23 protein-coding genes and 1 other RNA gene are annotated in these 23,843 nt (G+C 48.4%); 15 read left to right on the forward strand and 9 right to left on the reverse strand.

The window, feature by feature from the left end:
* Positions 1 to 72: 72 nt before the first annotated feature.
* From ABWH99_RS17445 to ABWH99_RS17470, 6 genes are all read left to right on the forward strand, one after another.
* On the forward strand, positions 73 to 954 hold the full coding sequence (locus ABWH99_RS17445; RefSeq protein WP_375583106.1) for an inositol oxygenase family protein: 882 nt from the start codon (positions 73 to 75) through the stop codon (positions 952 to 954).
* Positions 955 to 1,022: 68 nt separating this feature from the next.
* The gene (locus ABWH99_RS17450) at positions 1,023 to 2,597 is read left to right on the forward strand and encodes a solute:sodium symporter family transporter (protein ID WP_375583107.1); all 1,575 of its coding nucleotides are present in this window, start codon (positions 1,023 to 1,025) and stop codon (positions 2,595 to 2,597) included.
* Between the two features lie 248 nt (positions 2,598 to 2,845).
* Positions 2,846 to 3,214, forward strand: a complete 369-nt coding sequence (locus ABWH99_RS17455; RefSeq protein ID WP_375583108.1) for a hypothetical protein — start codon at positions 2,846 to 2,848, stop codon at positions 3,212 to 3,214.
* A gap of 178 nt (positions 3,215 to 3,392) precedes the next feature.
* On the forward strand, positions 3,393 to 4,625 hold the full coding sequence (locus ABWH99_RS17460; RefSeq protein WP_375583109.1) for an efflux RND transporter periplasmic adaptor subunit: 1,233 nt from the start codon (positions 3,393 to 3,395) through the stop codon (positions 4,623 to 4,625).
* A 20-nt stretch (positions 4,626 to 4,645) separates the two neighbouring features.
* Entirely contained in the window at positions 4,646 to 7,813 is a 3,168-nt protein-coding gene (locus ABWH99_RS17465; protein WP_375583110.1) for an efflux RND transporter permease subunit, read from the forward strand.
* Positions 7,814 to 7,818: 5 nt separating this feature from the next.
* The gene (locus tag ABWH99_RS17470; protein WP_375583111.1) at positions 7,819 to 9,288 is read left to right on the forward strand and encodes a TolC family protein; all 1,470 of its coding nucleotides are present in this window, start codon (positions 7,819 to 7,821) and stop codon (positions 9,286 to 9,288) included.
* Positions 9,289 to 9,432: 144 nt separating this feature from the next.
* On the opposite strand, the gene ABWH99_RS17475 is transcribed toward ABWH99_RS17470, so the two are convergent.
* The 6 genes from ABWH99_RS17475 to ABWH99_RS17500 form a co-directional block, all read right to left on the reverse strand.
* Positions 9,433 to 10,542: an agmatine/peptidylarginine deiminase gene (locus tag ABWH99_RS17475; protein WP_375583112.1), complete on the reverse strand. Its 1,110-nt coding sequence runs from the start codon at positions 10,540 to 10,542 to the stop codon at positions 9,433 to 9,435.
* Positions 10,532 to 11,407: a carbon-nitrogen hydrolase gene (locus ABWH99_RS17480; protein WP_375583113.1), complete on the reverse strand. Its 876-nt coding sequence runs from the start codon at positions 11,405 to 11,407 to the stop codon at positions 10,532 to 10,534. The genes ABWH99_RS17475 and ABWH99_RS17480 overlap by 11 nt, the downstream gene beginning before the upstream one ends.
* 60 nt (positions 11,408 to 11,467) lie before the next feature.
* On the reverse strand, positions 11,468 to 12,607 hold the full coding sequence (locus ABWH99_RS17485) for a 1-acyl-sn-glycerol-3-phosphate acyltransferase (protein WP_375583114.1): 1,140 nt from the start codon (positions 12,605 to 12,607) through the stop codon (positions 11,468 to 11,470).
* A gap of 167 nt (positions 12,608 to 12,774) precedes the next feature.
* On the reverse strand, positions 12,775 to 13,380 hold the full coding sequence (locus ABWH99_RS17490; RefSeq protein ID WP_375583115.1) for a DUF1080 domain-containing protein: 606 nt from the start codon (positions 13,378 to 13,380) through the stop codon (positions 12,775 to 12,777).
* Between the two features lie 38 nt (positions 13,381 to 13,418).
* Positions 13,419 to 14,768 carry a Gfo/Idh/MocA family protein gene (locus ABWH99_RS17495; RefSeq protein WP_375583116.1) on the reverse strand — a complete coding sequence of 450 codons (1,350 nt, stop codon included), beginning with the start codon at positions 14,766 to 14,768 and terminating at the stop codon, positions 13,419 to 13,421.
* Positions 14,769 to 15,116: 348 nt separating this feature from the next.
* Positions 15,117 to 15,446 carry a hypothetical protein gene (locus ABWH99_RS17500; protein ID WP_375583117.1) on the reverse strand — a complete coding sequence of 110 codons (330 nt, stop codon included), beginning with the start codon at positions 15,444 to 15,446 and terminating at the stop codon, positions 15,117 to 15,119.
* Positions 15,447 to 15,600: 154 nt separating this feature from the next.
* Here ABWH99_RS17500 and ffs point away from each other — a divergent pair.
* The 6 genes from ffs (at position 15,601) to ABWH99_RS17530 (ending at position 18,381) form a co-directional block, all read left to right on the forward strand.
* Positions 15,601 to 15,691, forward strand: an RNA gene (gene ffs, locus ABWH99_RS17505) — signal recognition particle sRNA small type.
* Between the two features lie 84 nt (positions 15,692 to 15,775).
* A complete protein-coding gene (gene fsa / locus ABWH99_RS17510; RefSeq protein WP_375583118.1) occupies positions 15,776 to 16,432 on the forward strand; it encodes a fructose-6-phosphate aldolase in 657 nt (218 codons plus the stop codon).
* A 69-nt stretch (positions 16,433 to 16,501) separates the two neighbouring features.
* Positions 16,502 to 16,705: a fructose-6-phosphate aldolase gene (locus tag ABWH99_RS17515; RefSeq protein ID WP_375583119.1), complete on the forward strand. Its 204-nt coding sequence runs from the start codon at positions 16,502 to 16,504 to the stop codon at positions 16,703 to 16,705.
* A complete protein-coding gene (locus ABWH99_RS17520) occupies positions 16,702 to 17,421 on the forward strand; it encodes a cell division ATP-binding protein FtsE (protein WP_375583120.1) in 720 nt (239 codons plus the stop codon). The genes ABWH99_RS17515 and ABWH99_RS17520 overlap by 4 nt, the downstream gene beginning before the upstream one ends.
* Positions 17,422 to 17,600: 179 nt before the next feature.
* Positions 17,601 to 17,786, forward strand: coding sequence for a CPXCG motif-containing cysteine-rich protein (locus ABWH99_RS17525; RefSeq protein ID WP_375583121.1), 186 nt, complete (start codon positions 17,601 to 17,603; stop codon positions 17,784 to 17,786).
* A 70-nt stretch (positions 17,787 to 17,856) separates the two neighbouring features.
* Positions 17,857 to 18,381 carry a hypothetical protein gene (locus ABWH99_RS17530; RefSeq protein ID WP_375583122.1) on the forward strand — a complete coding sequence of 175 codons (525 nt, stop codon included), beginning with the start codon at positions 17,857 to 17,859 and terminating at the stop codon, positions 18,379 to 18,381.
* Between the two features lie 27 nt (positions 18,382 to 18,408).
* On the opposite strand, the gene ABWH99_RS17535 is transcribed toward ABWH99_RS17530, so the two are convergent.
* Positions 18,409 to 19,281, reverse strand: a complete 873-nt coding sequence (locus ABWH99_RS17535) for an SDR family oxidoreductase (RefSeq protein WP_375583123.1) — start codon at positions 19,279 to 19,281, stop codon at positions 18,409 to 18,411.
* A 129-nt stretch (positions 19,282 to 19,410) separates the two neighbouring features.
* Between ABWH99_RS17535 and ABWH99_RS17540 the strand changes: the two genes are divergently transcribed.
* Positions 19,411 to 20,223, forward strand: a complete 813-nt coding sequence (locus ABWH99_RS17540; RefSeq protein WP_375583124.1) for a hypothetical protein — start codon at positions 19,411 to 19,413, stop codon at positions 20,221 to 20,223.
* A 364-nt stretch (positions 20,224 to 20,587) separates the two neighbouring features.
* Here ABWH99_RS17540 and ABWH99_RS17545 read toward each other — a convergent pair whose 3' ends face one another.
* Positions 20,588 to 21,553 carry a succinylglutamate desuccinylase/aspartoacylase family protein gene (locus ABWH99_RS17545; protein ID WP_375583125.1) on the reverse strand — a complete coding sequence of 322 codons (966 nt, stop codon included), beginning with the start codon at positions 21,551 to 21,553 and terminating at the stop codon, positions 20,588 to 20,590.
* Between the two features lie 118 nt (positions 21,554 to 21,671).
* Between ABWH99_RS17545 and murB the strand changes: the two genes are divergently transcribed.
* Entirely contained in the window at positions 21,672 to 22,709 is a 1,038-nt protein-coding gene (gene murB / locus ABWH99_RS17550; RefSeq protein ID WP_375583126.1) for a UDP-N-acetylmuramate dehydrogenase, read from the forward strand.
* Positions 22,710 to 22,737: 28 nt separating this feature from the next.
* On the opposite strand, the gene ABWH99_RS17555 is transcribed toward murB, so the two are convergent.
* Positions 22,738 to 23,220: a cytidine/deoxycytidylate deaminase family protein gene (locus tag ABWH99_RS17555; protein ID WP_375583127.1), complete on the reverse strand. Its 483-nt coding sequence runs from the start codon at positions 23,218 to 23,220 to the stop codon at positions 22,738 to 22,740.
* 231 nt (positions 23,221 to 23,451) lie between these two features.
* Between ABWH99_RS17555 and ABWH99_RS17560 the strand changes: the two genes are divergently transcribed.
* A complete protein-coding gene (locus ABWH99_RS17560; protein ID WP_375583128.1) occupies positions 23,452 to 23,829 on the forward strand; it encodes a response regulator in 378 nt (125 codons plus the stop codon).
* Positions 23,830 to 23,843: the final 14 nt, after the last annotated feature.

Below are 23,843 nucleotides of genomic sequence, written 5' to 3' on the forward strand. Positions count from 1 at the left end.
TGAAAAATAATGGACCTGTAGAAAATACAATTTGTTTTTTCTAAATTTAGAGCGAAAAAAAAACCGGATGACATGAGCAAGCAATTCAGCGACCAAGAGAAGGCACCTCTTGCAAATATTGAAGAATGGGAAGATGATTTAAAGATCAGGTATCCAAAACCAAAGTCCGAACAAGCCAAAGCCAAGGACGATTACCGAAATTACCACGACTCGGAACGGGTAGATACGGTTCGGGATTTTTACCGATTGAACCACCACTACCAGACCTATGATTTTGTGACGAAAAAAGAACAGGAATTTCTCAGGTTTGATAAAAAGGAGATGCGTTTCTGGGAGGCTATCGATTACCTGAATACCTTGGTGGACGATTCCGATCCGGACACCAGCCTGGATCAACTCCAGCACCTGTTGCAAACCTCGGAGGCCATTCGTGCGGACGGGCATCCGGATTGGTTTGTGCTTACCGGTTTTATTCATGACATGGGAAAAGTGCTTTGTTTATTTGGAGAACCCCAGTGGGCCGTAGTTGGGGATACCTTTCCGGTGGGCTGCAAGCATTCGGATAAAATTGTCTATCCTGAATTTTTTGCGGGTAATCCCGATGCTGAAGACGAGCGGTACAACACAACGTACGGAATATACGAGCCAAATACTGGTCTGGACAATGTAAAAATGTCCTGGGGTCACGACGAGTACCTCTACCAAATGACGAAGGATTACCTTCCGGAACCTGCTTTGTATATGATCCGGTACCATTCCTTTTATGCCCAGCACCGGGAAGGTGCTTACGACCACCTCCTCAACGCACACGATCGGGAGATGTTCAAATGGGTTGATAAATTCAACCCCTACGACTTGTACTCCAAAGTACCGGTGCCGCCGGATGCCAAAGCCCTTCGTCCCTATTACGAAGATTTGGTGGCGAAATACCTACCCGATACACTGAAATTTTAGGCGCTACAAACCCTGGATGACCAACTCCTTGCTGCCCGGAACCCCGGGCAGCAATTTAATTTTATGCGATGCTCACAGCCCTGACCTTTATCGGATTTACCCTTTTTGTTGCATTTTTTTCCTGGTACAAATTGAGAAAAGACGATATTCGCTCCAGGGACGGATACTTTCTGGGCGGACGCTCCCTCACGGGTGGCGTGATTGCAGGGTCCATGATATTGACCAACATTTCCACCGAGCACTTGATTGGGCTCAATGGCTCCGCCTACAAAAACGGAATGATCATCATTGCCTGGGAAGTGACCAGCGCCATTGCCCTGGTAATTGCCGCTTTGTATTTTTTGCCGATCTATCTAAAAATGGGCTTAACCACCATCCCCCAATACCTGGAAAACCGGTACGATAGCTCCACCAAGACCCTCGTGGCGTTCTTGCTGATGGTGTCTTTTGTGGTCACACTGCTTCCCATCGTCCTGTATACCGGTGCAATCAATCTGGAGAGTATTTTCGGTGTGTCCGAAGTATTGGGAGTGAGTTTGTCAGAAGGTATCTGGATAACCGTCGTGACCATCGGGGTGATCGGTTCCGTTTATGCCATCTTTGGAGGCTTGAAGGCAGTAGCCTTGTCCGATTCCATCAATGCAATTGGCCTGGTGATCGGTGGACTCATGGTCCCTGTCTTTGCTCTCTGGGACATAGGCGATGGGAATATCATCGATGGCATGAGTAAGGTCTATGCGTTTGCTCCCGAAAAATTCAATGTCATCGGTGAGGCGGATTCCGTATTACCTTTCGGAACCATCTTTACAGGATTGATGATCAATCAACTGTATTTCTGGGGCATGAACCAAACCATCATTCAACGGGCATTTGGAGCAAAAAACATGGCCGAAGCCCAAAAAGGGCTTTTATTTACCGGTATCTTTAAAATACTGATTCCGTTGATCATTGTGCTGCCCGGCATCATCGCCTATTATTATTACAAAGATCAATACTACGACAACCAGGACTTCATCTATCCGGTATTGCTGATGCGAGTGATGCCGGTAGGGCTTCTCGGTTTCTTTGCGGCCGTGGTACTGGGGGCCATATTGAGTACCTTTAACAGTGTTTTGAATTCGGCAGCCACCATATTCAGTCTCGACATCTATAAAAAACTCATTCATCCAGACTGTTCAGACCGGCGGTTGGTTCGGGTAGGAAGACTAAGCTCACTGGTGCTCGCCTTGTTTGCGATCGGCATTGCGCCTTTGGTAGGCAATGCGCCGGAGGGACTTTATCAGTTGATGCAACAGCTCAATGGGATATTTTTTATCCCGATCGCCTCGATTTTAATCGCCGGATTTTTCATCCCAAAAGTGACCGCCCGGGGAGCCAAAATAGGCCTGGTTACCGGCCTGACCTTTTACCTGTTGACAAGCTTCGTGTTCGACTCCGGTATCCATTTTATTCACATTTGGGCGATTGAGTTTGTCATGAACCTGGCGCTGATGTATACGATTAGCCATTACTTCCCAGGGAAGCCCAATACTTACATAAGTCGACCGCCGGTATTGGAGATGAAACCCTGGAAATACGCGAAACCGGTGTCCGCCGCCTTGTGTCTGGTAACCGTTCTCATTTATATTTGGCTGGGTAGTTGAACCCCACCGTAGCAGGGCCATTTTACCGCCCCGAATGAAGGAATCCGTCGATGCCAATATCTACCATTCTTTTCATTCAGAAATCTAATTTATTCAGAATAATATATCAAATATTTACCTTTATTCAGTTAATATGTGTGATTATTTTATTTAAAATTACGATTTGATTCGTTTTTTTTTCTTGACTAGCGTTGATTTTCCTTTGTGAACGGTATCCTTCTTGGTTATTTTCTCGTTATTTTTGTATCGTGAAAAGCAAACAAGGGAAAATAGCGTCTTTTTTCTCAAGGTATCTTCTGAGCAACCTGTTAGCGCTGTTTTTAGTTGGTCTATCCGTAGCTGAGGGTGAAGAAGCAGTCCACCAGTTTCCCAAAGCGGGGATTTACATGGACGTATCCGATTTTGATTACCTGGATTTTCCTACTTCCCTCAGCAGGGCGCAATCAAGCAGTCATTCGTCAAGGGACATGCTGCTTCCCGTTTTTTACCTGCGTAACGATCCCTTTCATCTGTTGCAGCTTTTTCACTCCTCAGCGCCGGTCCCGATCCTACCGCTCATCACCCGGGACCAACTCAGGCGTATCGTGTCTATGGTGGTGTGTTCCAACGCGCCTTGAGGGATTGCCTACCGCTTGTCTTCTCCGGAAGATTGGTTTTCATTCGAAGCCGATTTTCAAGAATCCCCAAAATAACTACAAGAAATAACTATCGGTAGTCTGCTTCACATGCATGCTTCCCTGTCATTTGTTGGCTGAAATCGTTGCGTTCTATTGTTTGTTTAATCTCGTTTCTGAAATGAATAAGAAAAATTCTGGGCTCCGGTATACCGGTAGCGAAAATGCACGTTTGAAATCCCTGTGGAAAGTTATTGGTTTCCTGGCGATAGGGAGTGCCCTGGTTTCCTGTAACGAAGGAAGTGGCAAAAACAATAAAAATGCAGAAATCCTGGAAGTACCGGTATTTACCTTGATGCCGAAAGACATAGAGGTACCCCAAACCTACGTGTGCGATTTGCAAGCGATTCAGTTTGTGGAAGTTCGCTCCAAGGTGGAGGGTTTTGTGGAACAAATCTATGTGGACGAAGGGCAGGAAGTACGGAAAGGACAGGCCCTTTTTCAGCTCTCCTCGGCAGAATACAACGAGTTGGTAAATTCTGCGACAGCCAAACTCATGCAGGCAAAAGCGGAAGAAAGGGCAGCCAGCCTGGAAGTAGAACGGTTGAAAGTCCTGGTCGACAAGAAAATCTATTCCTCTTCCGAACTCGAACTGGCCCAGTCCAGAAAGGAAATGGCAGAATCTGCCATCTTGGAGGCCGAATCCATGCTAAAAAATGCACAGGTAGGCCTTTCGTACACCACGGTGAAGGCTCCTTTTGACGGCATAGTGGACCGGATTCCCTACAAAACCGGCAGCTTGGTGAAAAGTGGAGACTTGCTCACCAATATCACGGATATCAGCGAAATCTTCGCCTATTACCGCATCACGGAAAACGAATACCTGCGGTATATGCGGGGTGAACTAGACAAAGATGCCGACTCGGAACAAATGAACGAACAGGTTCGGGAGACGCTGTTGGACGAGCAGGAGGAAATTTCCCTCATCTTGTCGGATGGGGTGGAGTACCCCTACAAAGGCCGGTTGGAAACGATGGAAGCAGATTTCGAGCAAGGTACGGGGTCCATTGCTCTTCGGGTCCGGTTTCCCAACCCGGATGGCTTGATCAAACACGGAGCCAGCGGCAAAGTGCAAATGAGCAATGAACTGAAAGATGTTTTTCTGATCCCGCAAAAATCTACTTTTGAGATTCAGGAATACAATTATGTGTACCTCGTTGACAAAGACAATAAAGTAAATGTCCGAAGCTTCAGGCCCCTGCGTAGACACGGACTTTTTTACGTGGCGCAAGACTTTACGACCAACGATAAAGTTGTACTTGAAGGAATTCAGCTACTCAAAGACGAGGCCACGGTAAAACCGAATCCGGTCGGAGAAGAAGAAGTTTACCGTTCCCTAAACCTACCGCTTTAGCCGTTTAAACCCCTTGACACATGTTTGATTTGTTTATAAAACGACCCATCCTGTCGACGGTAATTTCCATTTTGATTACCCTAATCGGCCTATTGGCACTTTTCGGATTACCCGTTACCCAGTTTCCGGAGATCGTCCCGCCTTCGGTAACCGTAACCTCTCAGTACCGGGGAGCGAATGCGGAGGTGGTGACCAAAGCCGTCACGACTCCCCTTGAGCGCGCCATTAACGGTGTTCCGGGCATGACCTACATGTCTTCGGTGAATACCAACGACGGCGTCTCTGTGATTACGGTCTTCTTTAGTGTAGGTACCGATCCGGATCAAGCTGCCGTAAACGTGCAAAACCGCGTGGCAACCGTCGTGGATGAATTGCCCGAAGAAGTTATCCGCGCTGGGGTAATGACAGAAAAAGAGGTGAATTCCATGCTGCTCTACCTCAATCTGATGACCTCAGACAGCACACAGGACGAGAAATTTGTTTACAATTTTGCAGACATCAATATTCTTCCCGAACTAAAACGAATAGATGGAGTGGGGCGTGCGGAAATCATGGGAAATCGCGATTATGCCATGCGAATCTGGCTAAATCCGGACCGAATGGTGGCCTATAACCTTACCCCACAGGATGTCAGTGAGGCGATTCAAAGCCAAAATGTAGAAGCTGCTCCCGGAAAATCCGGAATTAGTTCGGACCGGGACCCGCAGTCCCTGCAATACGTCCTCAAATACACCGGTAAGTTTAACACCAAAGAGGATTACGAAAACATTACGTTAAAATCCCTACCGGACGGATCCCTGCTTAAAATCCGGGACGTGGCAGAAGTTGCCTTCGATTCGGAGGATTACAACATGGTGTCAATGACCGATGGGCAGCCCTCCGCATCCATCATGATCAAACAACGTCCCGGTTCGAACGCCAGGGAAGTGATACAAAACATCAAGGATAAAATGGCCGAATTGCAAGAAGCTTCCTTCCCCCCCGGCATGACCTTCAACATTTCCTACGATGTTTCCCGTTTCCTGGACGCCTCCATTTCGGAAGTAGTGAAAACACTTATTGAAGCCTTTCTTCTGGTTTCTCTGGTCGTTTTTATCTTTCTTCAAGACTGGCGTTCCACCCTCATTCCAGCCATTGCGGTGCCGGTTTCCTTGGTGGGAACGTTCTTTTTTATGAGCCTTTTTGGTTTCTCCATCAATATGCTTACCCTTTTTGCCATGGTATTGGCCATCGGCATCGTTGTGGACAATGCCATTGTGGTCGTGGAGGCCGTGCATGTGAAAATGCACCAAAACGGAATGAATGCAAAAGAGGCCACCTTTGCGGCCATGCATGAAATTGGTGGAGCAATCGTTGCCATCACCCTTGTGATGTCGGCAGTATTTGTTCCGGTGAGTTTTCTTTCCGGTCCGGTAGGGATTTTTTACCGACAGTTTTCCCTGACCTTGGCCATCGCTATTGTGATCTCCGGGATCAATGCACTAACCCTTTCCCCTGCCCTGTGCAGCTTGTTATTGAAACCGGTACATCACGAAAAAGGAAAGGGCCTGCTGAGTCGCTTCTTCACAGGTTTCAATGAAAAATACGAGGCCTTTGCAGGCAAATACGCTGGATTGATTGGCAAAACCGCCGGGAGAAAAACCCTTACTTTCGGGATTTTATTCTTGTTTTTTGGGCTGACCTATGGAATCACCTTCATTCTACCTACGGGATTCATCCCGAACGAGGATCAGGGCATGATTTATGTCAACGTAACGACTCCCCCCGGATCAACCATGGACCGAACCCAACAAATCATGGACGATGTGCAGGCTTCAATTCTGCCTTTTGAGGAGGTTGAAACCATCTCTACCCTGGCCGGATACAGCCTGCTTACGGAAACTGCCGGAGCCTCCTATGGCATGGGAATGATCAATTTGGTCGGCTGGGATGACCGGGAGGAAAACGTTAACGAGTTGATCGAAAAATACCAGAACCGGACCGCACACATTACAGGGGCTTCCATTCAGTTTTTTGCTCCGCCGCCTGTTCCTGGATTTGGAAATGCATCGGGTTTTGAATTGCAAATGCAGGACAAAACCGGTGGAGACCTCGCCTTCACCGCACAAACCGTTGATGATTTTCTGACAGCCGTTCGGGAGCGACCGGAAATTCAGGAAGCGTTCACCAACTTTGATCCCTCCTTTCCACAATACATCTTGCGGGTAGACCATGACAAGGCCGCAAAATTAGGTGTGGACATTCGGGCTTCGATGGAGACCCTGCAGAGCTTTATCGGGAGCTATTACAGTTCCAATTTCATCCAATTTGGACAGATGTACAAAGTAATGCTGCAAGCATCTCCCGAATTTCGGACCAATCCGGAATCATTGCTAAAAATGTACACCAAAAACAAGCAGGGCGAAATGGTCCCTTACTCCAATTTTGTCAACCTGGAACGAATCTACGGACCGGAGCAACTCACCCGCTACAACATGTTTATCTCTGCCATGATCAATGGCGACGCGGCACCGGGATACTCTAGTGGGGATGCCATTCGTGCAGTCGAGGAAACCGCCGTATCGATTCTACCCCGTGGGTTCTCTATTGATTGGTCCGGTATTACCCGGGAGCAAATTGCATCCGGCAATCAAGCGGTATACATCTTCCTGATTTGTCTGGTATTTGTCTACTTGCTTCTAGCGGCCCAATACGAAAGCTATCTCCTACCCCTATCGGTGATCCTGTCGCTACCTGCCGGTGTTTTTGGCTCCTTTTTGTTATTACAGCTCACCGGATTGGAAAACAATATCTATGCGCAGGTTTCGCTAATCATGCTTATTGGTCTTTTGGGAAAAAATGCAATTCTTATCATTGAAATTGCGGTGCAATCCAGGCAAAAAGGCATGGGAATCCTGGATTCGGCCATCCACGCAGCCGTAGAAAGGCTGCGCCCCATTCTCATGACCTCTTTTGCCTTTATCAGCGGATTGATTCCACTCGCCCTGGCCACCGGCGCAGGAGCAGTCGGAAACCGAACCATCGGTACGGCTGCCGCCGGAGGTATGTTCATCGGTACGTTTGTGGGAATTATCCTTATTCCAGGTTTATTCGTGGCCTTCGAAACCCTGGCGGTTTACTTAAAAAAACAACCCGATCCCATCCCCTCCGATCGGGCAGTGACTTCCAGTAGCCTAAAAACTTCGTAATAGTGATGCGTAGAACGAAAAACACCACCCTCAACCCGGGCCTGCTGCTAGTCGCAATTGTCGGGCTGGGTATTCTCTATTCCTGCAAGGTAGATCAACCGCTTCTCAGCGATTACAACCAACCTCCGGAGCAGTACCCCGACTTCATTACCGCGAACGCCGATAGTTCCAACATGGCACTGGTAGGCTGGGAATCCTTTTTCAGTGATCCACAGCTGCAGGGACTGATCCGAAAAGGACTGGAGCGAAACCAGGATGTGGCCCGGACCCTCGCGCAGATAGAGATTGCCCGAGCCTCGCTCAGCAGAGCACGAATGGGACAACTTCCCGAGTTCAACCTGCGGGCAGGAGCGGAAGTTCAAAAATTTGGCGACTACACCATGGATGGGGTAGGAAACGATGACACGAATCTCTCTCCTACGGTCCCGGAGGACCGGCGCATCCCCGTTCCTTATCAGGACTTTATTCTGGGAGCTACTTTCAACTGGGAAGTGGATATCTGGGGGCGCCTTCAGATGCGGAAAAAGCAAGCACTTGCCCGGTACCTGGCCTCTGAAGAAATGGTCAACCTAACCAAAACCTGGCTCATCGCTGAGATTGCCAGTACCTATTACACCATTGTCGGCTTGGACGAGGAAATTGAGACCTTGCTGACAAATATAGCCTTTCAGGAACAAGCCTTTGAATTGGGGAAAAGCCTGAAAAACGCCGGCCAGGAAAGCCAGTTGTCCATTGATCAATTCGAGGCATTGATGCTCAATTCAAAAGGCATCCTGATCAGCAAACGAAGGGAACTGAGGCAGGCCGAGCTTAACCTGGCCTATCTTACCGGCGACTACCCGGAACCGGTGCAGCGCCAGTCGCTTTCAGAGGTAACGATGCTTCCGGAAGTATTGGAACTGGGTCTTCCCTCGGACCTACTGCGGATGCGCCCCGATATACGGGCAGCCGAGCAAAACCTTCGAGCCAATAACCTGGAAGTGGGCATTGCCAGAACCGCTTTCTTTCCCACGTTTAACCTGTATGGCATGGCCGGCTTCAATGCCTTTGAATTCAGCAAACTCTTTCTGAATCCAGGCTCTGCCGTTTATCAATTGGGCGGTGGACTGGTAGCCCCGGTATTCAACAGGAACCGAATCAAAGCAAGCTACGAGTCCGCAAAAGCCAGTCAGAAAATCGCCCTCTACGATTACGAACAAACCGTCCTCAGCGGATACCTGGAGGTGCTTGGGCTGGTGAACGATTACCGCACGCTAAGGGAAGAATTGGAATTAAAGACCGATGAGGTCCTGGTGCAGCGGCGATCGGTAGACAACGCCAATACCATGTTTAAGGTAGGCTATGCCGACTACCTGGACGTAATCAATAGCCAATCCAATTCCCTGGCTTCCGAGCTGGAATACATCGAATTAAAAATGCTGCAACTTCAGCGTTTGGTGAGCCTGTATCGTGCCCTGGGCGGCGGCTGGCAATAAACCTTCCCTACTCGTTTTGAGGTAGGACGCAGGCCTGCTTCGGAAGCAAACCGAAGCAGGCTTTTTTGGTTGCCAGGCTGCGAACTAAGCAGGACATCCAAAGCCTCCTCCCGGGCCGGGAGCCGGCAGGGGTTGCTTATTTTCTCAGGAAACGTCAGGGATGGTGCTGGCCGCGGGTTCCTGCTGGCTGAGGCAGTGAAAGGAACCCAGTCCCCAAATCAGGTCCCAGGAGTCTACTCCGACCACTTCCCGGTCTGGAAAGCAACTGCTGATAATATCCAATGCTGGCTCGTCATGGGCATCCCGAAAGGTAGGCACGATGACATAGGAATTGGCAATGTAGAAATTGGCGTAGCTGGCCGGCAGGCGAACCCCCTGGCAGACCACAGGAGCGGGCATGGGCAATTCCACGATTTCAAGGGAGCTGCCGTCCAGTAGCCGAAAGGATTCCAACAGTTTCAGATTTTCCTGCAAGACCTGGTAATTTTCGTCTTTCCTATTGGACTCAAGCACTGTCAGTACTTTGTTTTTACTAACAAAACGCGTCAGGTCATCCACATGTCCATCCGTATCGTCTCCCAGGATACCGTCTTTTAGCCAGAGGATCTGCTGGACCCCATAATAAGCTTTGAGGTAGGTTTCTATCTGCTTCCGGTTTAAATGAGGATTTCGATTGGGGTGCAGCAGGCAGGCTTCGGTAGTCAGCAGCGTTCCCGCCCCGTTAAAATCCACTGAACCACCTTCCATGACAATCCCCGGTCGAAAACAAGGGAGGCCCAGGTGCAAGGCTACCCTTTCCGGAACCTGATTATCCAGGTCGTAAGGAGGGTATTTATCGCCCCATGCATTGTACCCCCAATCCACGATCGCTTTGCTCCATCCAGGTTTTGGGTGTATCAGAAAGGCAGGGCCATGGTCTCTGCACCAAGCGTCATTGGTAGGGAAATGATGAAATCGAACGCGTTGCTCGATTGCACCAGCCTTTGCGAGATGATCTTGCGCAAATTGCTGCATGCGATCGTCCGCGACCAGGATATTCACCTGCTCGCTTCTGGATAGGTAGGCAACAAATGTCGCATAGGCGGGATAGATTTTGTTGATCTTTCCGGGCCAGGAGGCTTGTTTGTGCGGCCAGCTCAGCCAGGTGGCATCGTGCCGGTGGAATTCCGCTGGAAAGAAATACCCCAAATCGGCAGGGAGCAGGGGATCCTTACCCAAACTATTCTTGAAAAAAAAACCGGGGTCAATCTTCATCGAGAAACCGTTTGAGTAGAGGCTGGTAACTATCGATGCGGCGATCCCTAAGGAATGGCCAATGGGTTCGGTAGCTGTCTGACTGGGTCAGGCTTACTTCTACCACTTCTACCTGCTCTTCCAGGTGTGGTGCCTGGTAAAGCACCTTACCAAAGGCATTGGTAACGAAGGAGCCGCCCCAAAACTGCATGTCACCCTCAACTCCCGTGCGATTTACCGCTACTACGGGTACACCGTTCGCTACCGCATGCGCTTTCTGAATGGTTTGCCAAGCCTGGTATTGCTCCTCATTCGTCGCCCCATCTTGGGATTGATGCCAGCCAATTGCCGTGGGATAGAACAGGATCTCTGCGCCCATCAGGCTGGTAATTCGTGCTGCTTCAGGATACCATTGATCCCAACAGATCAAAATACCCAATTTTCCGTAGGCGGTGGAAAATACCTTGTACCCCAAATCTCCCGGGGTGAAATAGAACTTTTCGTAATACCCCGGGTCGTCCGGGATGTGCATTTTTCGGTATTTACCCAGATACCTCCCATCGGCATCCAATACAGCGGTGGTATTGTGGTAAATTCCTTCTGCACGCTTTTCAAAAAGCGAAGCTATGATCACTACTCCCAGCTCTTCTGCCAGACGACCAAGTACTTCCGTGGCCGTTCCGGGTATTTTCTCGGCAAGGGAAAAATTCCGGTAATCTTCCACATCGCAGAAGTAAAGGGATTGGAAAAGCTCCTGCAAACAGAGGATCTGAGCCCCGGCGCCTGCTGCCTTTCGGATAGCAGCGATTGTGTTTTCGAGGTTTTTCTGTGGCTCGGCACCACAGCTCAATTGCACCAAACCTATTTTTACTGACTTTTCTTTCAAACGATTGCTGTTTTTTCTAATGGATCGGTTATACAGAGCGCTGCTTCCCGCATTCCCCGGTTAGGGAGCCAGAAGCTGCATTTTTTCTTTGTGAATGACCGGATTGGCATACATGGAGAGAAAGTTTCGTACGGCCACTTCATTATCCATCTCCACGCCTTTTCGTATACGAGCCTGAAACTCTTCCTTTTCTTCTACGGAATAGTGTCCCCGATGTTCGTTGCTCTGGTTTAGTAAATCCAAGGCAATGTAGTTGGTTGGCCACAACCGGTAATTCTGAACGATTACCCGGTCCAACGCTTCCACCAAAGCCTGCAACTGTTTGTTGACACTGGTCTCCTTTTCAAAAATAGTAGTTATTTCCTCGTCCAATACCTTCCCCACGGAAATATGGATCTGCTTTTTTTGTCCCATGATTCCACTCACCAGTGTTCGAAAATCTTCATTTTTTTGTTTTACATACGTTTCCTCCCTGGCCTTTGCCAGCAGTTCGGGCATTTTCAAGACATCCGTCGGATCGTTTTCGTAGGAAATGGACACAGGGACAATTTTCAATTTTAGAAAATATTCCTCCAGCGTCATCGAATGGCAGGCTTTGGAAAGCATTTTTAGAACGCCTTTTTGCGTGAGATCCATTCCGTCTTTGGTGCGTCCTTCCCGCTGCGCGATCCAAACGGAACGATTTTGCGAAAAAATTGCCTCCCGAATAAACTCCGAATTCAACGTCGAATACGCCAACATGGCCTTGTTGCTCAGCCCCCGGTGAACGATAAAATTACGCGTCAATTTCGACAACGTACGCAAGAAAGGCTTTTTTACGAGGTTATCACCAATTGCAGAAGTAGTCATAAGCAAACCGTGCTCGTACAAGGTGGCATTCAAAAGAGAGGTGTCCAAAATGATATCCCGGTGATTGGAAATAAACAGGTATGCCGTGTTGGGTTGTAGTTGCTCAAACCCGGAGGTAGTCAACCCATCCGAACTGATATCCAGTACTTTTCGTACGGAGTGATAGATAAAGTTGATTTGAAAATCACGAATGGAATGCGTTTTTAGCAATTGCTCTGTCCATTCCTCGTCCGGTTGGTCCGGAAACGTAAAATTCATGATCGCTTTCATCATTGGATGGGCGGCGACTTCCTTTAAGGCTTTGTTTACTTCGCTATCATAAAAAGGTCTTATGGAATCAAATTTCGACATATAGTATCTTTTATCAGGTCGCAAATTACAAAAAATGCCCCAAAGGTTCTTTCCTTTTGTCAAACAATAGGCCTACTACCCAAAAAAGCCCCGTTGTTTCGGGGCTCTTTTGGTTTACTCTACCGATACTTCGCGAGTATTCGGGAAGTCCGTGGTCGGCCACGGACTTAGAGTTCCTTTACTTTAATGTCTTTCCAAGAGATTTTCAGGCCTCCACCACTGTGGATTTGAAGGGCGATTTGCCCTTCTCCTTCACCAATTTTTTCATCACTGAAGTCCACCATCTTTTTTCCATTCAGCCAGGTGACTACCCGGTCTCCTTTTACCCGTACCTTGATGTCGTTCCACTCGCCAAACTTCAGGTACTTGTCTTTTTCGGCATCGGGTTTGATCAACCAGCCCCTTCCGTAGGACTCGTAGACACCCCCGGTGTCGTTACCCGGAGGGGCGACTTCTACCTGCCAGCCGGACACCTTGGTTCCTTCAAAAGTAGATCGGAAAAAAATGCCGCTGTTGCCGTCCTGATCCTGCTTGAACTTCGCTGTTAGTTCAAAATCTTTGTAGTCATCTTCTGTACCCAGGTAGCCGTACTCTGCATCTGGACCACTTTCGGATACCAGAATCCCATCTTCTACGTACCACTTTTCGGTACCGTAGACAATCCATCCGGAAAGATCGGTTCCATTAAAAAGTGAGGTTTGACCGGTAGCGGTAAAAACCAAACCGATCAACGCGGCCACTAAAAGGCCGGACTGTTTTGTTACTCTTTTCATTGTTTCGTTTATTTTTAGTTTTTGGAAAAGCAATCGGTTTACGCTAATTTCATCTGAACAGGGTCCCAAGCGATAAATTTATCTTGAAAATAACTGTCATTGCACAGCAGTGCAGGCGCAGCCGCCCGAAATGCAAAGACAGGATCTTCTGCTACGGTCCCGTTTTCACGAATGGCCCTGAAGAAGTTTCCAAAATGATCGTAATGTGCTCCCTTGTATCCTGGTTCTACCTTGTAGACCATTTCGTTGGGAGGCAGCATTCGCTTCCGGTCGGGAGCTCCTCCCCGCATTTGAGCCTGAGCTTCCAAGAATGGATCGCCACTGGAGACCTGTTGATTGGTTTTCACCACTACTTCGTCCCATTTTACATCCATCGAACCTTTGCTACCCACAATTTTCAGGTAGGTGGAGCCGCTGGTTCCATCAACAAAATTGCAACGCAGTGATAAATTGAACCCGGGGTGTTCCTGGCTTTCGGGATATTGAAACATGCCCAACAAGACGTCCGGAACTTCTCTCCCATCCTTCCAATACCTCAATCCCCCCATGGCCGAAATCTTATTCGGTCCCAGGGAATTGGTGATGAAATGCAGGCTGGTGAATAAGTGTACAAAAAGATCTCCGGACATTCCTGTCCCGTAGTCCAGGTAATTCCTCCAGCGGAAAAAGCGCAGTGGATCAAACTCCCTTTCATTGGTATTGGATACGTAACGCTGCCAATCCACGGTCTTCTCGGAGGCATCGCTGGGAACCTGATACTGCCAGGCTCCTTCCGGCGAATGACGCGCCCAAAAACCCTCCGCATAATTGATATCGCCAATCGCCCCCTGGGCGAGCAATTCCTTTGCTTTTTCGTTGCCAAGGCTGGAAATCCCCTGGCTCCCTACCAGAAATACCTTCCCCGATTTCTTCCAGGCATCGATGACTTCCTTGCCCTCCTTTACAGAATGAACCATGGGCTTCTCGCAATACACGTGTTTTCCAGCATTCAGCGCGTCCACGCTGATTTGCTTGTGCCAATGGTCGGGCGTCCCGATAAGTACCGCGTCAATATCGCTTCGCTTCAAAATCTCCTTGTGGTCCTTCGTGAGAAATAGGTGCTGTCCCCACTTTTCCTTCGCTGATTCCAAGCGTCCATCGTAAAGGTCACAAACCCCAACGACCGAAACATTTTCGTGCTGCAGCGCTGTATTCAGGTCCTGCGTTCCCATGATGCCTGCACCGATGAGTGCGATTTTCAACTCCCGGTCATCGGCGCTTCCTTTGGACAATCGATCCATCTGCACCAGGTTTGGGACTGGCGATCCGGCAAACGCGGCCGGAGCGAATGCTGAAGCAGCGCCGGCCATTCCTAATCTTTTTAAAAACTTTCGTCGGTTATTTTCCATTTGTTTACAATTGATCCAACAACAATTTTGATGCCTGCGGTAGAATAGGCTTTCGACCTAAACTTGAATAAAAGGAAATCAGCCCCGCAGATCGTTGCTGCCCCTTGAACGAGGTACGAATCGAAAGATCGATAGCCATCGAAAAAAAGGCTCCTTCCTACCGATCGTTATCTCTTGAAAAAACGAATCCAGCGCTGGAATCCTTCAGATATGCCAGGCATAGATCAACCAAACTTACTAAAAATTTTAGATTATCGTTTCCAGAAACCCTATTAATCCCAAACAAAAATCTTTGCAGGTGCTTTCTCGAAGGGTCTACAGGTTCTGGTCTAACGATTCATAGGTACATCACCGATTGGGCTGCCGCTGCTCGCTATTGTCTTCGTAGATGTTATTTTCCTCCATCATTCGCTGCCGGGGCCATTGGGGCCTCAGTTCCTTTTCTTCCAGACTCACCAATTGCCCGTTCTCAAAGGTGGCGAGTATGTAAAACCGTTCGTCAGAACTAAGGCGGTACACCTTTTTCTGCTCGTTCAGTTGGCTGATAACCGCCTCGCGATTTTGCCGAAGAAATTTACTTTCGGACATGCCCAACTGATAAGGGATTCGCGGCTGAAATACCGCGCAGGCGCCGAAAAGAAAAACGATGCTCAGGGTACCCAATGCTTTTATCATCATATCAAAACAGTTTTTAGCGAAAATAATTAGTTATCTTCAGGAACACCCGACAGAGGGCAATAATTCGGCCAAAAAATTAAGATTTGATAGTGAAGCCATTAGCCGTTTGCTGGCGAAATAGTTTTGTTTGGGTCGAAAATTTATCTACCTTTGTATCGAGCGGCACGACCAGCTCCTGCTAAATCCCCCAGGTCCGGAAGGAAGCAAGGGTAGGCGGTTGTAGCGGTGCGATGCCGCTTATTTTTTTTCTTTTTATTTTACGCGCGCCCGCTTTTTACTACTTTTGACGTAGATTTACCAGCAGATACACTCAAACTTACTTGTTGCACATGAAATTCTTTATCGATACCGCAAACCTAAACGAAATTAAAGAAGCCCACGACCTGGGCGTATTGGATGGCGTGACCACCAATCCTTCACTGATGGCCAAAGAAGGTATACGGGGGGATGAAAACGTTACAAACCATTACAAAGCCATTTGCGATATCGTAGACGATAAGGTAAGTGCGGAAGTGATTGCCACCGATTTTGAGGGAATGGTCAAAGAAGGGAAAGCATTGGCCAAAATCGATGACAAAATCGTCGTAAAAGTCCCCATGATCAAAGACGGAATCAAGGCCATTAAGTATTTTGCCAGCGAGGGTATCCGTACCAACTGCACCCTGGTGTTCTCTGCCGGTCAGGCGATATTGGCGGCAAAAGCTGGCGCCAGCTACCTGTCACCCTTTATCGGCAGGTTGGATGACATATCCTTTGATGGCTTGGATCTCATTGGTCAAATCGTACACATCTACCAAAACTACGGATTCGAAACGGAGGTATTGGCCGCTTCTATCCGGCATACCATGCACCTGATCAAGTGTGCCGAATTGGGAGCCGATGTGGTTACTTGCCCGCTCAAGGTCATTACCGGCTTGCTGAATCACCCGCTTACCGACAAAGGATTGGCTCAGTTTCTGGCTGACCATGCCAAAGCGAATGCCTGATGGGAGGACTTTCTCGCCAAAGAAAGGTCAGAAATAACCCTTAGCCAACACGCATAAAACTTACCGGATATGTACATTATCAAAGTAAAAGGGAAAGCGAAAATCCCGGATTACATACAGATCCGGGACGAAAACTTTGTGTTGGTAGCCTATTTCAGGGCAGACCGCCCGCTGAAAAACATCGAAAAATTTGGGCTCCAGGGAAAAGAGGCAGAACTGGAAGAATTGATCCGGGAACTGCCCTTTGGCAAACTCAAAAAACTCAGTATTTGATATGGTCTTTTCGAAACGAACCGGTGGTTTCGGTACAGCAGGCCTGTATCTTTCAGGGAATCAACACCGTATTGAAGGACGTGACCTTCACCATCGAAAAGGATGAATTTGTGTTTCTGATCGGTCGTACGGGAAGTGGAAAAAGTTCTCTCCTGAAAACGCTATATGCTGACCTCCCACTCATCATGGGGCAGGCCAGCGTGGCCGGCTATTCGATTGACAAGCTGAAAAAAAAGGAAATACCGTATTTGCGTCGCAAATTGGGAATTGTGTTCCAGGACTTTCAGCTTTTCCCCGATCGATCCGTGTCCGAAAACCTGTACTTCGTCCTGAGAGCTACCGGCTGGAAGGATAAAATCAAGATGAAAAATCGAATGATAGAAGTGCTGATGGGTGTGGGTCTTGGGGGCGCCGCTTCCAAAATGCCCCATCAGCTTTCCGGTGGGGAACAACAGCGGGTGGTCATTGCCCGATCCCTGCTAAACGAACCCTCTATCCTTCTGGCCGACGAACCCACCGGAAACCTGGACCCGGAGGTGGCAGACGGTATTTTTAAATTGTTTCAGGAAATCAATAAAAAGGGCACCGCCATTTTGATGGCCACCCACAATTACGAATTGCTCAGAAAGCATCCCTACCGAATTCTGAAATGCGAAAACGCGAGGGTATTGGATAGCAAAACTACCACAATCTCTTTGGGTACGACTGGCCTGTGACGGGCGCTCGCTGCTTTTCGTGTCCCGCTGTTACGAATATTCCAGGCTGTAAGACAGACCTGTCGGTACTCGGTAGTCTTCCAAGAGGCTTTCCTGCTAGTCCGGAGACACAACGGGGGCGGAACGATACAGTCCCTACGCATGTTTTACCAAGCAGACAGGTCCAATAAACTAACGCTATGGAAATCGAACATTTTTTTCAGTGTCCATTCTGTTTCTCCGAAATCTCCGTATTGCTAGATCCTAGCGTATCCGAACAGGAATACATAGAGGATTGTGAAGTTTGCTGCAACCCCCTTCAGATCAGTTATGGAACAGAAAATGGAGATCTTAGTTGGTTTAATGCAACTGGTGTAGAGCAGTAAAATTTTACCTGTTTTTACCTTGAATATCCTTTTCAAAAGCCTATTTTAGGCCGTAAATAACGGTATAGCTATGGTACGAACACTGCTGCTTGGGATTGTTTTTTGGGCAATATCGCTATCCCTGAAGGCCCAAAACCAAATTAGGGAAGAGATCAAAACCGCCGGACAAATTTATGCCTATGCGCAATTGCACGGAGATCATGAAATCTTACTAGACTTTACGTACCCTGCCCTGATCGAAAAAGCAGGTGGTAGGGAGGCCATGAAAAAAATACTGAAACAAATACAGGAAACCAAGCAGGAGCGGGGGCAACGATTGGCCTCCATGACATTCGGTGAAGAAATACAGCTAGTAGAAGTGTCGGATGAAATCCATGCTCTGGTACCCGTCACACTGGTCACAAAGGTTCCGGGCGGTACACTGACATCAGATAGCAACCTGATCGCTGTGGGTACCGAAAACCGAACGAACTGGTATTTTATAGAAACTACATCGTTGGAGGAAAATAACATACAGAAAGTACTCCCGAATTGGGATTTTCGTTTGACCTTGCCCTTTAAGAAGCCACCCGTGTTCAAAGAGGACAAGCGCTGAATCCCTCAACGGCGTTCCTTACCTGGGTCAGTTGCACTTTTTTCGTTTGGCGGCAAGTAAGTCCCATTCTGCCGGTGTCACCTGCCGGAAACCATTAAACTGGCCCGCACCTTGTAACCATTCCCCCCCGTCGATCGTGATTATTTCTCCATTTATGTAGGCCGAATAGGGAGAAACCAAATAAGCTGCCAAATTGGCTAATTCCTGGTGCTCTCCTACCCTACCCAACGGAATTCGATGAACGGGATCAAACGATTTCGCCAGATGACCGGGCAGCAACCGCTCCCAGGCTCCTTCTGTAGGGAAGGGGCCGGGCGCAATGGCATTCGATCGGATTCCATGCGGCGCCCACTCCACTGCTAGAGATCGGGTCAGCGCCAGCACTCCGGCTTTTGCTGCAGCACTGGGGACCACATAGGCAGAACCGGTGAATGCATAGGTGGTCACGATGTTCAAAAAAACACCGGGCTTCCCATCCTCGATCCAGTCCTTTCCAGCAATCAGGGTCATGTTGGAGGTACCCTTAAGCACGATATCCAGAATGGTATGGAAGGCATTGGGAGAGAGCCGATGGGTGGGGCTAATAAAATTTGCCGCCGCATTGTTTACCACCCCATCTATTTTGCCAAAATAGGCCTTCGCTTCCTGATACATTTGAGAAAGTGCTGCGTAGTCCCGTATGTCACAGGCCAGGGGCAATACCTGCCCACCGGTCGCTTTTTCCAATTCCGAAGCGGTTGCTTTTAAGATGTCTATTTTCCTACTACAAATCACCAATTTTGCACCCAGCTCCAAAAAGTAGCGGGCCATAGCGGCTCCTAATCCGGTCCCCCCGCCAGTGATCAATAGCACCTGTCCCTGCAGTGCTCCGGAGACCAACATTCCTTTCTGATTCTGCATCCTAGCTTCGTTTAGGTTTTAGATAGCTTAAAATACGTAATTTTCCATGCTTTGGAATGCAGGGATGGAAATTAATTAAACTTTCAGTAATTTCGGCACGGAAGAGTACCGGGAAAACCTTATGGAACGATGAGAAAAATAGTGGTCGCATACCTGTTGCTATCATTTCTGCTTGGTTGCCAGCCCGATGTCAGCAGGGACTTGCAGATCAACCAATCTTTTGAAGGGGAAGAAGCTTATTGGGTATCCAAAAGTCTGGACGAACACCTGTACCTAATTTTTCAACCCTGGGAGTATTTCGCGCAGGAACCCTTTCTGGACACCCTTCCCGGATGCCCGGAGATAACCAGAGATCCCCTGACTTTTTCTGTTTCATTGGATTACGATCGCCCCGGTTGCAGTGACATAGCGGTAGAGAGAAAAGGGACCGTTTCCATCCATTACGGGGGCGAATCAACTACCGTAGGAGACACGCTACGCCTGTCATTTGCCGGCTACAAGAGGGAAGGTACGGAACTGGTCGGCCAGCGACTTTTCCGAGTTACCGAAGCCCTTCCTCTGCGAATAACCCTAACCGAATTGACGGATTCCCTGCGTTTGATCCATCCGCAGGGTTCGTCTACGCGGCTGAAACCAGCCTACCAGCATCAGGGCTCGCTTCAATCCAATCGACTGGTTCAAATCGCCAGTCAGGGACAAATGCAAGGAAGAAACTGGAGTGGAAACGATTTTGAAGTGGTTGTGGACCCGCAGAAATTACTAAGCATCGCTTGTTTGTCAGAGCCGCTACCCCGGGCGGCAAGCGGGACCGAGTCCTGGACCATATTCCGGGCTGCTGATAATCCCGTTACGCATGAACTGGTATACGCGGTCACAGCAGCTTGCGACTCCAAAACCACCATTCGTCTGGATGAAGGGGTTATTATGGAGAAAACACCCTAAATACCGGATCAAACGCCAGGTGGCGCGTTGCAATGCATGACCCCTCCTTTTTTTCGTTAGCGGGTATTTGTGCCCGCTGCCCGCTATCTACCCGGTATGCAGGACACCTCCGGATCCGGGCCTGAAGGGAGCTCGACCGGTTGAAAAAGCGGGGCTATCGTTCATCGATGGGTAGCCCTCGGATACCACATTCTATTGGCTGAAAAGCAAGGGCAGGCATTCCAATCTCAGATAGCAGAAAAGCGATGCATCGGGACTTCAGGAGCCCGTGGGTACCCCGGTCGGTTAGGATAGGCATCGGACCTGTTGCTACTTGTAGGCGCTCAGGTGGATCCCAACCCGGACCTGGAAAAGGGAGTCAGATTCAATAGTCCGGCCCCGATGCGCCGGTCTGGCTTCTACCCACATGTACGAGAGCGTCACCCGCATTCACTACGGGTTGGTTGTTGATCCCAATCACGTGTCCGGCTGAGGGACTTTTTACCGGCACTTTTACCTGTCCGTAGGGGTCGGATATTTTCGCCAGCACCTGCCCTTTCTTCACTTCGTCTCCCGCCGAAACCGAGGCATTGAAAATACCTGATATTCTGGCTCTCACCCAGCTGCTATCCTGAATTTTCAGGCTTCGGACCGGAGGAAAAGAACCCTCAATCATGTCCAGGTACTTCAGCAACCTACCCGTGCCCATGATTCCTTCCTGAATAACCTGCTCATCGAGGCGCATGGATTCTCCTCCCTCAAAAACGAGTATGTGCTTGTTATGTTTGAAGGCCTCTTTTCGGAAGGATCGGTCGATGTGTGGCGAATTTACTGTAAAGTTTGCACCAAAAACCTGGGCGAGTTCCAGCCCTTTCTTGTCCTTAAAATCTACCCGCACCTGGGGAAAATTGGAAAGCATCCGTCCCCCGGTATGAAAATCGATACCGAAATCTATCTGCGGGATGATCTCGTGGGTGAGAATATAGGCGATCTGTGATGCAAGTGACCCCTTGCTACTACCGGGAAAACTCCGGTTTAAATCGCGGCCGTCTGGAAATGTACGGGAATTACTCAAAAATCCGTACACATTTACCAGAGGGATAAAAATAAGGGTCCCTCGCGTGGGTTCAAAGATTTCTTCTTCCAACATCCGCTTTACCGTGACAATACCATTGATTTCGTCCCCATGCACGCCTCCGCTGATCAGTACGGTCGGACCCGGGTTGCTGGAGCTCCGAATGAAAACAGGTAAATCAATCAGCGTATGCGTGGGTAGCCGGGCAATGGCTATCTCGATGTTTAACGTTTGACCCGGACGTATCCGGATACCATTGATCACCATTTCTTTCATAGTTTGCCGTTTTTGTCTCGTTTCCGTACTAGCTGCTCTGGACTCAGGACGAGGTGGAAAATACCGGAATCTTTTTCTATTTGATTAAATAATCTTTAATTCGCGCATACTTTCGACAATGAAGATACGAGAAAATATTTCTTTACGTGCTCACAATACCTTTGGCATCGACAAAAAAGCCAGCCTGTTTTTTGAAGCCCATCGACCGGAGGATGTATTGGAGGCAATCAGGCAAGCGAACCTGTTGGGGAAGCCCTTATTCGTATTGGGCGGGGGAAGCAACGTGCTATTGGTAGAAGACCTTGACGCATTGGTCCTGAAGATCTGCATTGAAGGCATCGAGCAAATAGAAGAGGACGCAGACAGCGTGTTGCTTAAGGTGGGCGCCGGGGTGATTTGGCAGGATCTCGTGGTTACTTCCCTGCAACTTGGCTTGAGTGGTTTGGAAAATTTATCCCTGATACCCGGTACGGTGGGAGCGGCCCCCATGCAAAACATCGGCGCCTACGGCGTTGAATTGCAGTCTGTTTTTGATCACTTGGAAGCCATTGAAATCGCGACGAAACAATCCCTGACCGTTGATAAAGCTACCTGCGCGTTTGGTTATCGGGACAGCATCTTTAAAAACGAATGGAAAGGACGGTATGTGATCACTCGGGTGGTCTTTCGCCTATCAAAAAAACAGCGGCCGGTTACCAGCTACGGTGATATTGAACGAACCCTGGCAGAAATGGGCGCAAGCAGCCCGAGCCCCGAAAACATAAGCAAGGCCGTGATCAAAATTCGGCAGCAGAAGCTCCCCGACCCAAAAATATTGGGGAATGCGGGGAGTTTCTTCAAAAACCCCAGCATTCCACAGGCACAATTTTCGTTATTAAAAGAAAGGTATCCAAAGATACCAGGCTTTCCTTCGGGCCCGCTGGTCAAGGTACCCGCGGCCTGGTTGATTGAGCAAGCTGGCTGGAAAGGGAAACGATTCGGCCGGGTTGGCGTGCATGAAAATCAGCCATTGGTTTTGGTCAACTATGGGGAGGCGGAGGGATCCGAGATAGTCGCGCTAAGCAAAAAAATACAAACAGATATTCGGGAAAAATTTGGAATTTCCCTGGAGCGAGAAGTAAACCTTGTCGGCCGCGACGATGTGGCGAGGCCTTAGTTTTCTGAACATGCAGGAAATGTTCCTCTTAAATAAGTTCGTCCGGTATTCGTATTGTTTTGCTGTAGTGCTCTGCTTGCACCCCAAATTTTTCTAAAAACTGAATCCCCTCGTCAATTCCAATGCCTTTATAGGCCGCATAGGAATACAGGTAGACTACTTTTTGAATGCCCATGGAATAAATGATGCGGGCACAAGGCAAACAGGGCGCCAGGGTGACATACAACGTGGATCCCTCCACGGATGCTTTGTTTTTTACCGCGTACAGAATGGCATTTTGTTCAGCATGCAAGGCGAGGGAACAGCTACCCTTGCTATCCCGGCTACAACCCTCCGTTGGAAATTCCTCGTCACAATTGTGGGTACCGGAAGGGGGACCATTGTAGCCAATGGAAATAATCCGGGTATCCTTGGTCAAAACTGCCCCTACATGCTTTTTGATGCAATGAGAACGTTGAGCAAGACTCACTGCCAATTCCATGAAAATATCGTCAAAATCTGGTCGCTTCATAGGGTTTTATTTTTTATCCATGAGGTCATTTTCCCTTCGTTTACAGAAATGCCCAACCGCACTCCTTACGTCAGGATAAACCCGGCATAAAATTAGGTAATTATTCATCTCAATTCCCGATTTCCGAGGTACAAACAAAAAAAAAGGAAGGAATTTAAAGTTCAATATGGAAATATTTAACTACTTTTGTCACTTGTATTTTGCTTTTCAAAAACAGGTTTATGTATTTTAATGATTAAGATAGTTCTTATCGACGACGATCCCATCAGCAATTTTGTAACCGAAAAACTGATTCAAAGAAACATCATGCAGCCCTGTAAGGTGTTTTCCTTTGACAATGCAGTGGATGCGTTACGGGACATCTACCAGATTAGTCCCCACTACCTTTTTCTGGATCTGAACATGCCCGAAATGACCGGTTGGGATTTTTTGGAGATGTTTCAACCGCCTCAATCCAACCCGGAAATTTATATCCTAAGCAGTTCGGTAGATGAGCGGGACATAATCAAGGCCAATCAATACCAACAAGTAAAGAAATACCTTTCCAAGCCGTTAATCAAGCAATACATTAACCTCATTTTCGGAAAATACAAAAAACACCTTTCCTGATCTTTCCCAATTAA

Source organism: Cyclobacterium xiamenense (genome assembly GCF_042140265.1).
GTDB classification, from domain to species: domain Bacteria; phylum Bacteroidota; class Bacteroidia; order Cytophagales; family Cyclobacteriaceae; genus Cyclobacterium; species Cyclobacterium xiamenense_A.

Excerpts from the sequence above, each read along its gene's own strand:
- ABWH99_RS17445 (WP_375583106.1), top strand. The coding sequence starts at position 73 with ATGAGCAAGCAATTCAGCGACCAAGAGAAGGCACCTCTTGCAAATATT.
- ABWH99_RS17450 (WP_375583107.1), top strand. The coding sequence starts at position 1,023 with ATGCTCACAGCCCTGACCTTTATCGGATTTACCCTTTTTGTTGCATTT.
- ABWH99_RS17460 (WP_375583109.1), top strand. The coding sequence starts at position 3,393 with ATGAATAAGAAAAATTCTGGGCTCCGGTATACCGGTAGCGAAAATGCA.
- ABWH99_RS17465 (WP_375583110.1), top strand. The coding sequence starts at position 4,646 with ATGTTTGATTTGTTTATAAAACGACCCATCCTGTCGACGGTAATTTCC.
- ABWH99_RS17470 (WP_375583111.1), top strand. The coding sequence starts at position 7,819 with ATGCGTAGAACGAAAAACACCACCCTCAACCCGGGCCTGCTGCTAGTC.
- ABWH99_RS17475 (WP_375583112.1), bottom strand. The coding sequence starts at position 10,542 with ATGAAGATTGACCCCGGTTTTTTTTTCAAGAATAGTTTGGGTAAGGAT.
- ABWH99_RS17485 (WP_375583114.1), bottom strand. The coding sequence starts at position 12,607 with ATGTCGAAATTTGATTCCATAAGACCTTTTTATGATAGCGAAGTAAAC.
- ABWH99_RS17490 (WP_375583115.1), bottom strand. The coding sequence starts at position 13,380 with ATGAAAAGAGTAACAAAACAGTCCGGCCTTTTAGTGGCCGCGTTGATC.
- ABWH99_RS17495 (WP_375583116.1), bottom strand. The coding sequence starts at position 14,768 with ATGGAAAATAACCGACGAAAGTTTTTAAAAAGATTAGGAATGGCCGGC.
- ABWH99_RS17500 (WP_375583117.1), bottom strand. The coding sequence starts at position 15,446 with ATGATGATAAAAGCATTGGGTACCCTGAGCATCGTTTTTCTTTTCGGC.
- fsa (WP_375583118.1), top strand. The coding sequence starts at position 15,776 with ATGAAATTCTTTATCGATACCGCAAACCTAAACGAAATTAAAGAAGCC.
- ABWH99_RS17515 (WP_375583119.1), top strand. The coding sequence starts at position 16,502 with ATGTACATTATCAAAGTAAAAGGGAAAGCGAAAATCCCGGATTACATA.
- ABWH99_RS17525 (WP_375583121.1), top strand. The coding sequence starts at position 17,601 with ATGGAAATCGAACATTTTTTTCAGTGTCCATTCTGTTTCTCCGAAATC.
- ABWH99_RS17530 (WP_375583122.1), top strand. The coding sequence starts at position 17,857 with ATGGTACGAACACTGCTGCTTGGGATTGTTTTTTGGGCAATATCGCTA.
- ABWH99_RS17535 (WP_375583123.1), bottom strand. The coding sequence starts at position 19,281 with ATGCAGAATCAGAAAGGAATGTTGGTCTCCGGAGCACTGCAGGGACAG.
- ABWH99_RS17540 (WP_375583124.1), top strand. The coding sequence starts at position 19,411 with ATGAGAAAAATAGTGGTCGCATACCTGTTGCTATCATTTCTGCTTGGT.
- ABWH99_RS17545 (WP_375583125.1), bottom strand. The coding sequence starts at position 21,553 with ATGAAAGAAATGGTGATCAATGGTATCCGGATACGTCCGGGTCAAACG.
- murB (WP_375583126.1), top strand. The coding sequence starts at position 21,672 with ATGAAGATACGAGAAAATATTTCTTTACGTGCTCACAATACCTTTGGC.
- ABWH99_RS17555 (WP_375583127.1), bottom strand. The coding sequence starts at position 23,220 with ATGAAGCGACCAGATTTTGACGATATTTTCATGGAATTGGCAGTGAGT.
- ABWH99_RS17560 (WP_375583128.1), top strand. The coding sequence starts at position 23,452 with ATGATTAAGATAGTTCTTATCGACGACGATCCCATCAGCAATTTTGTA.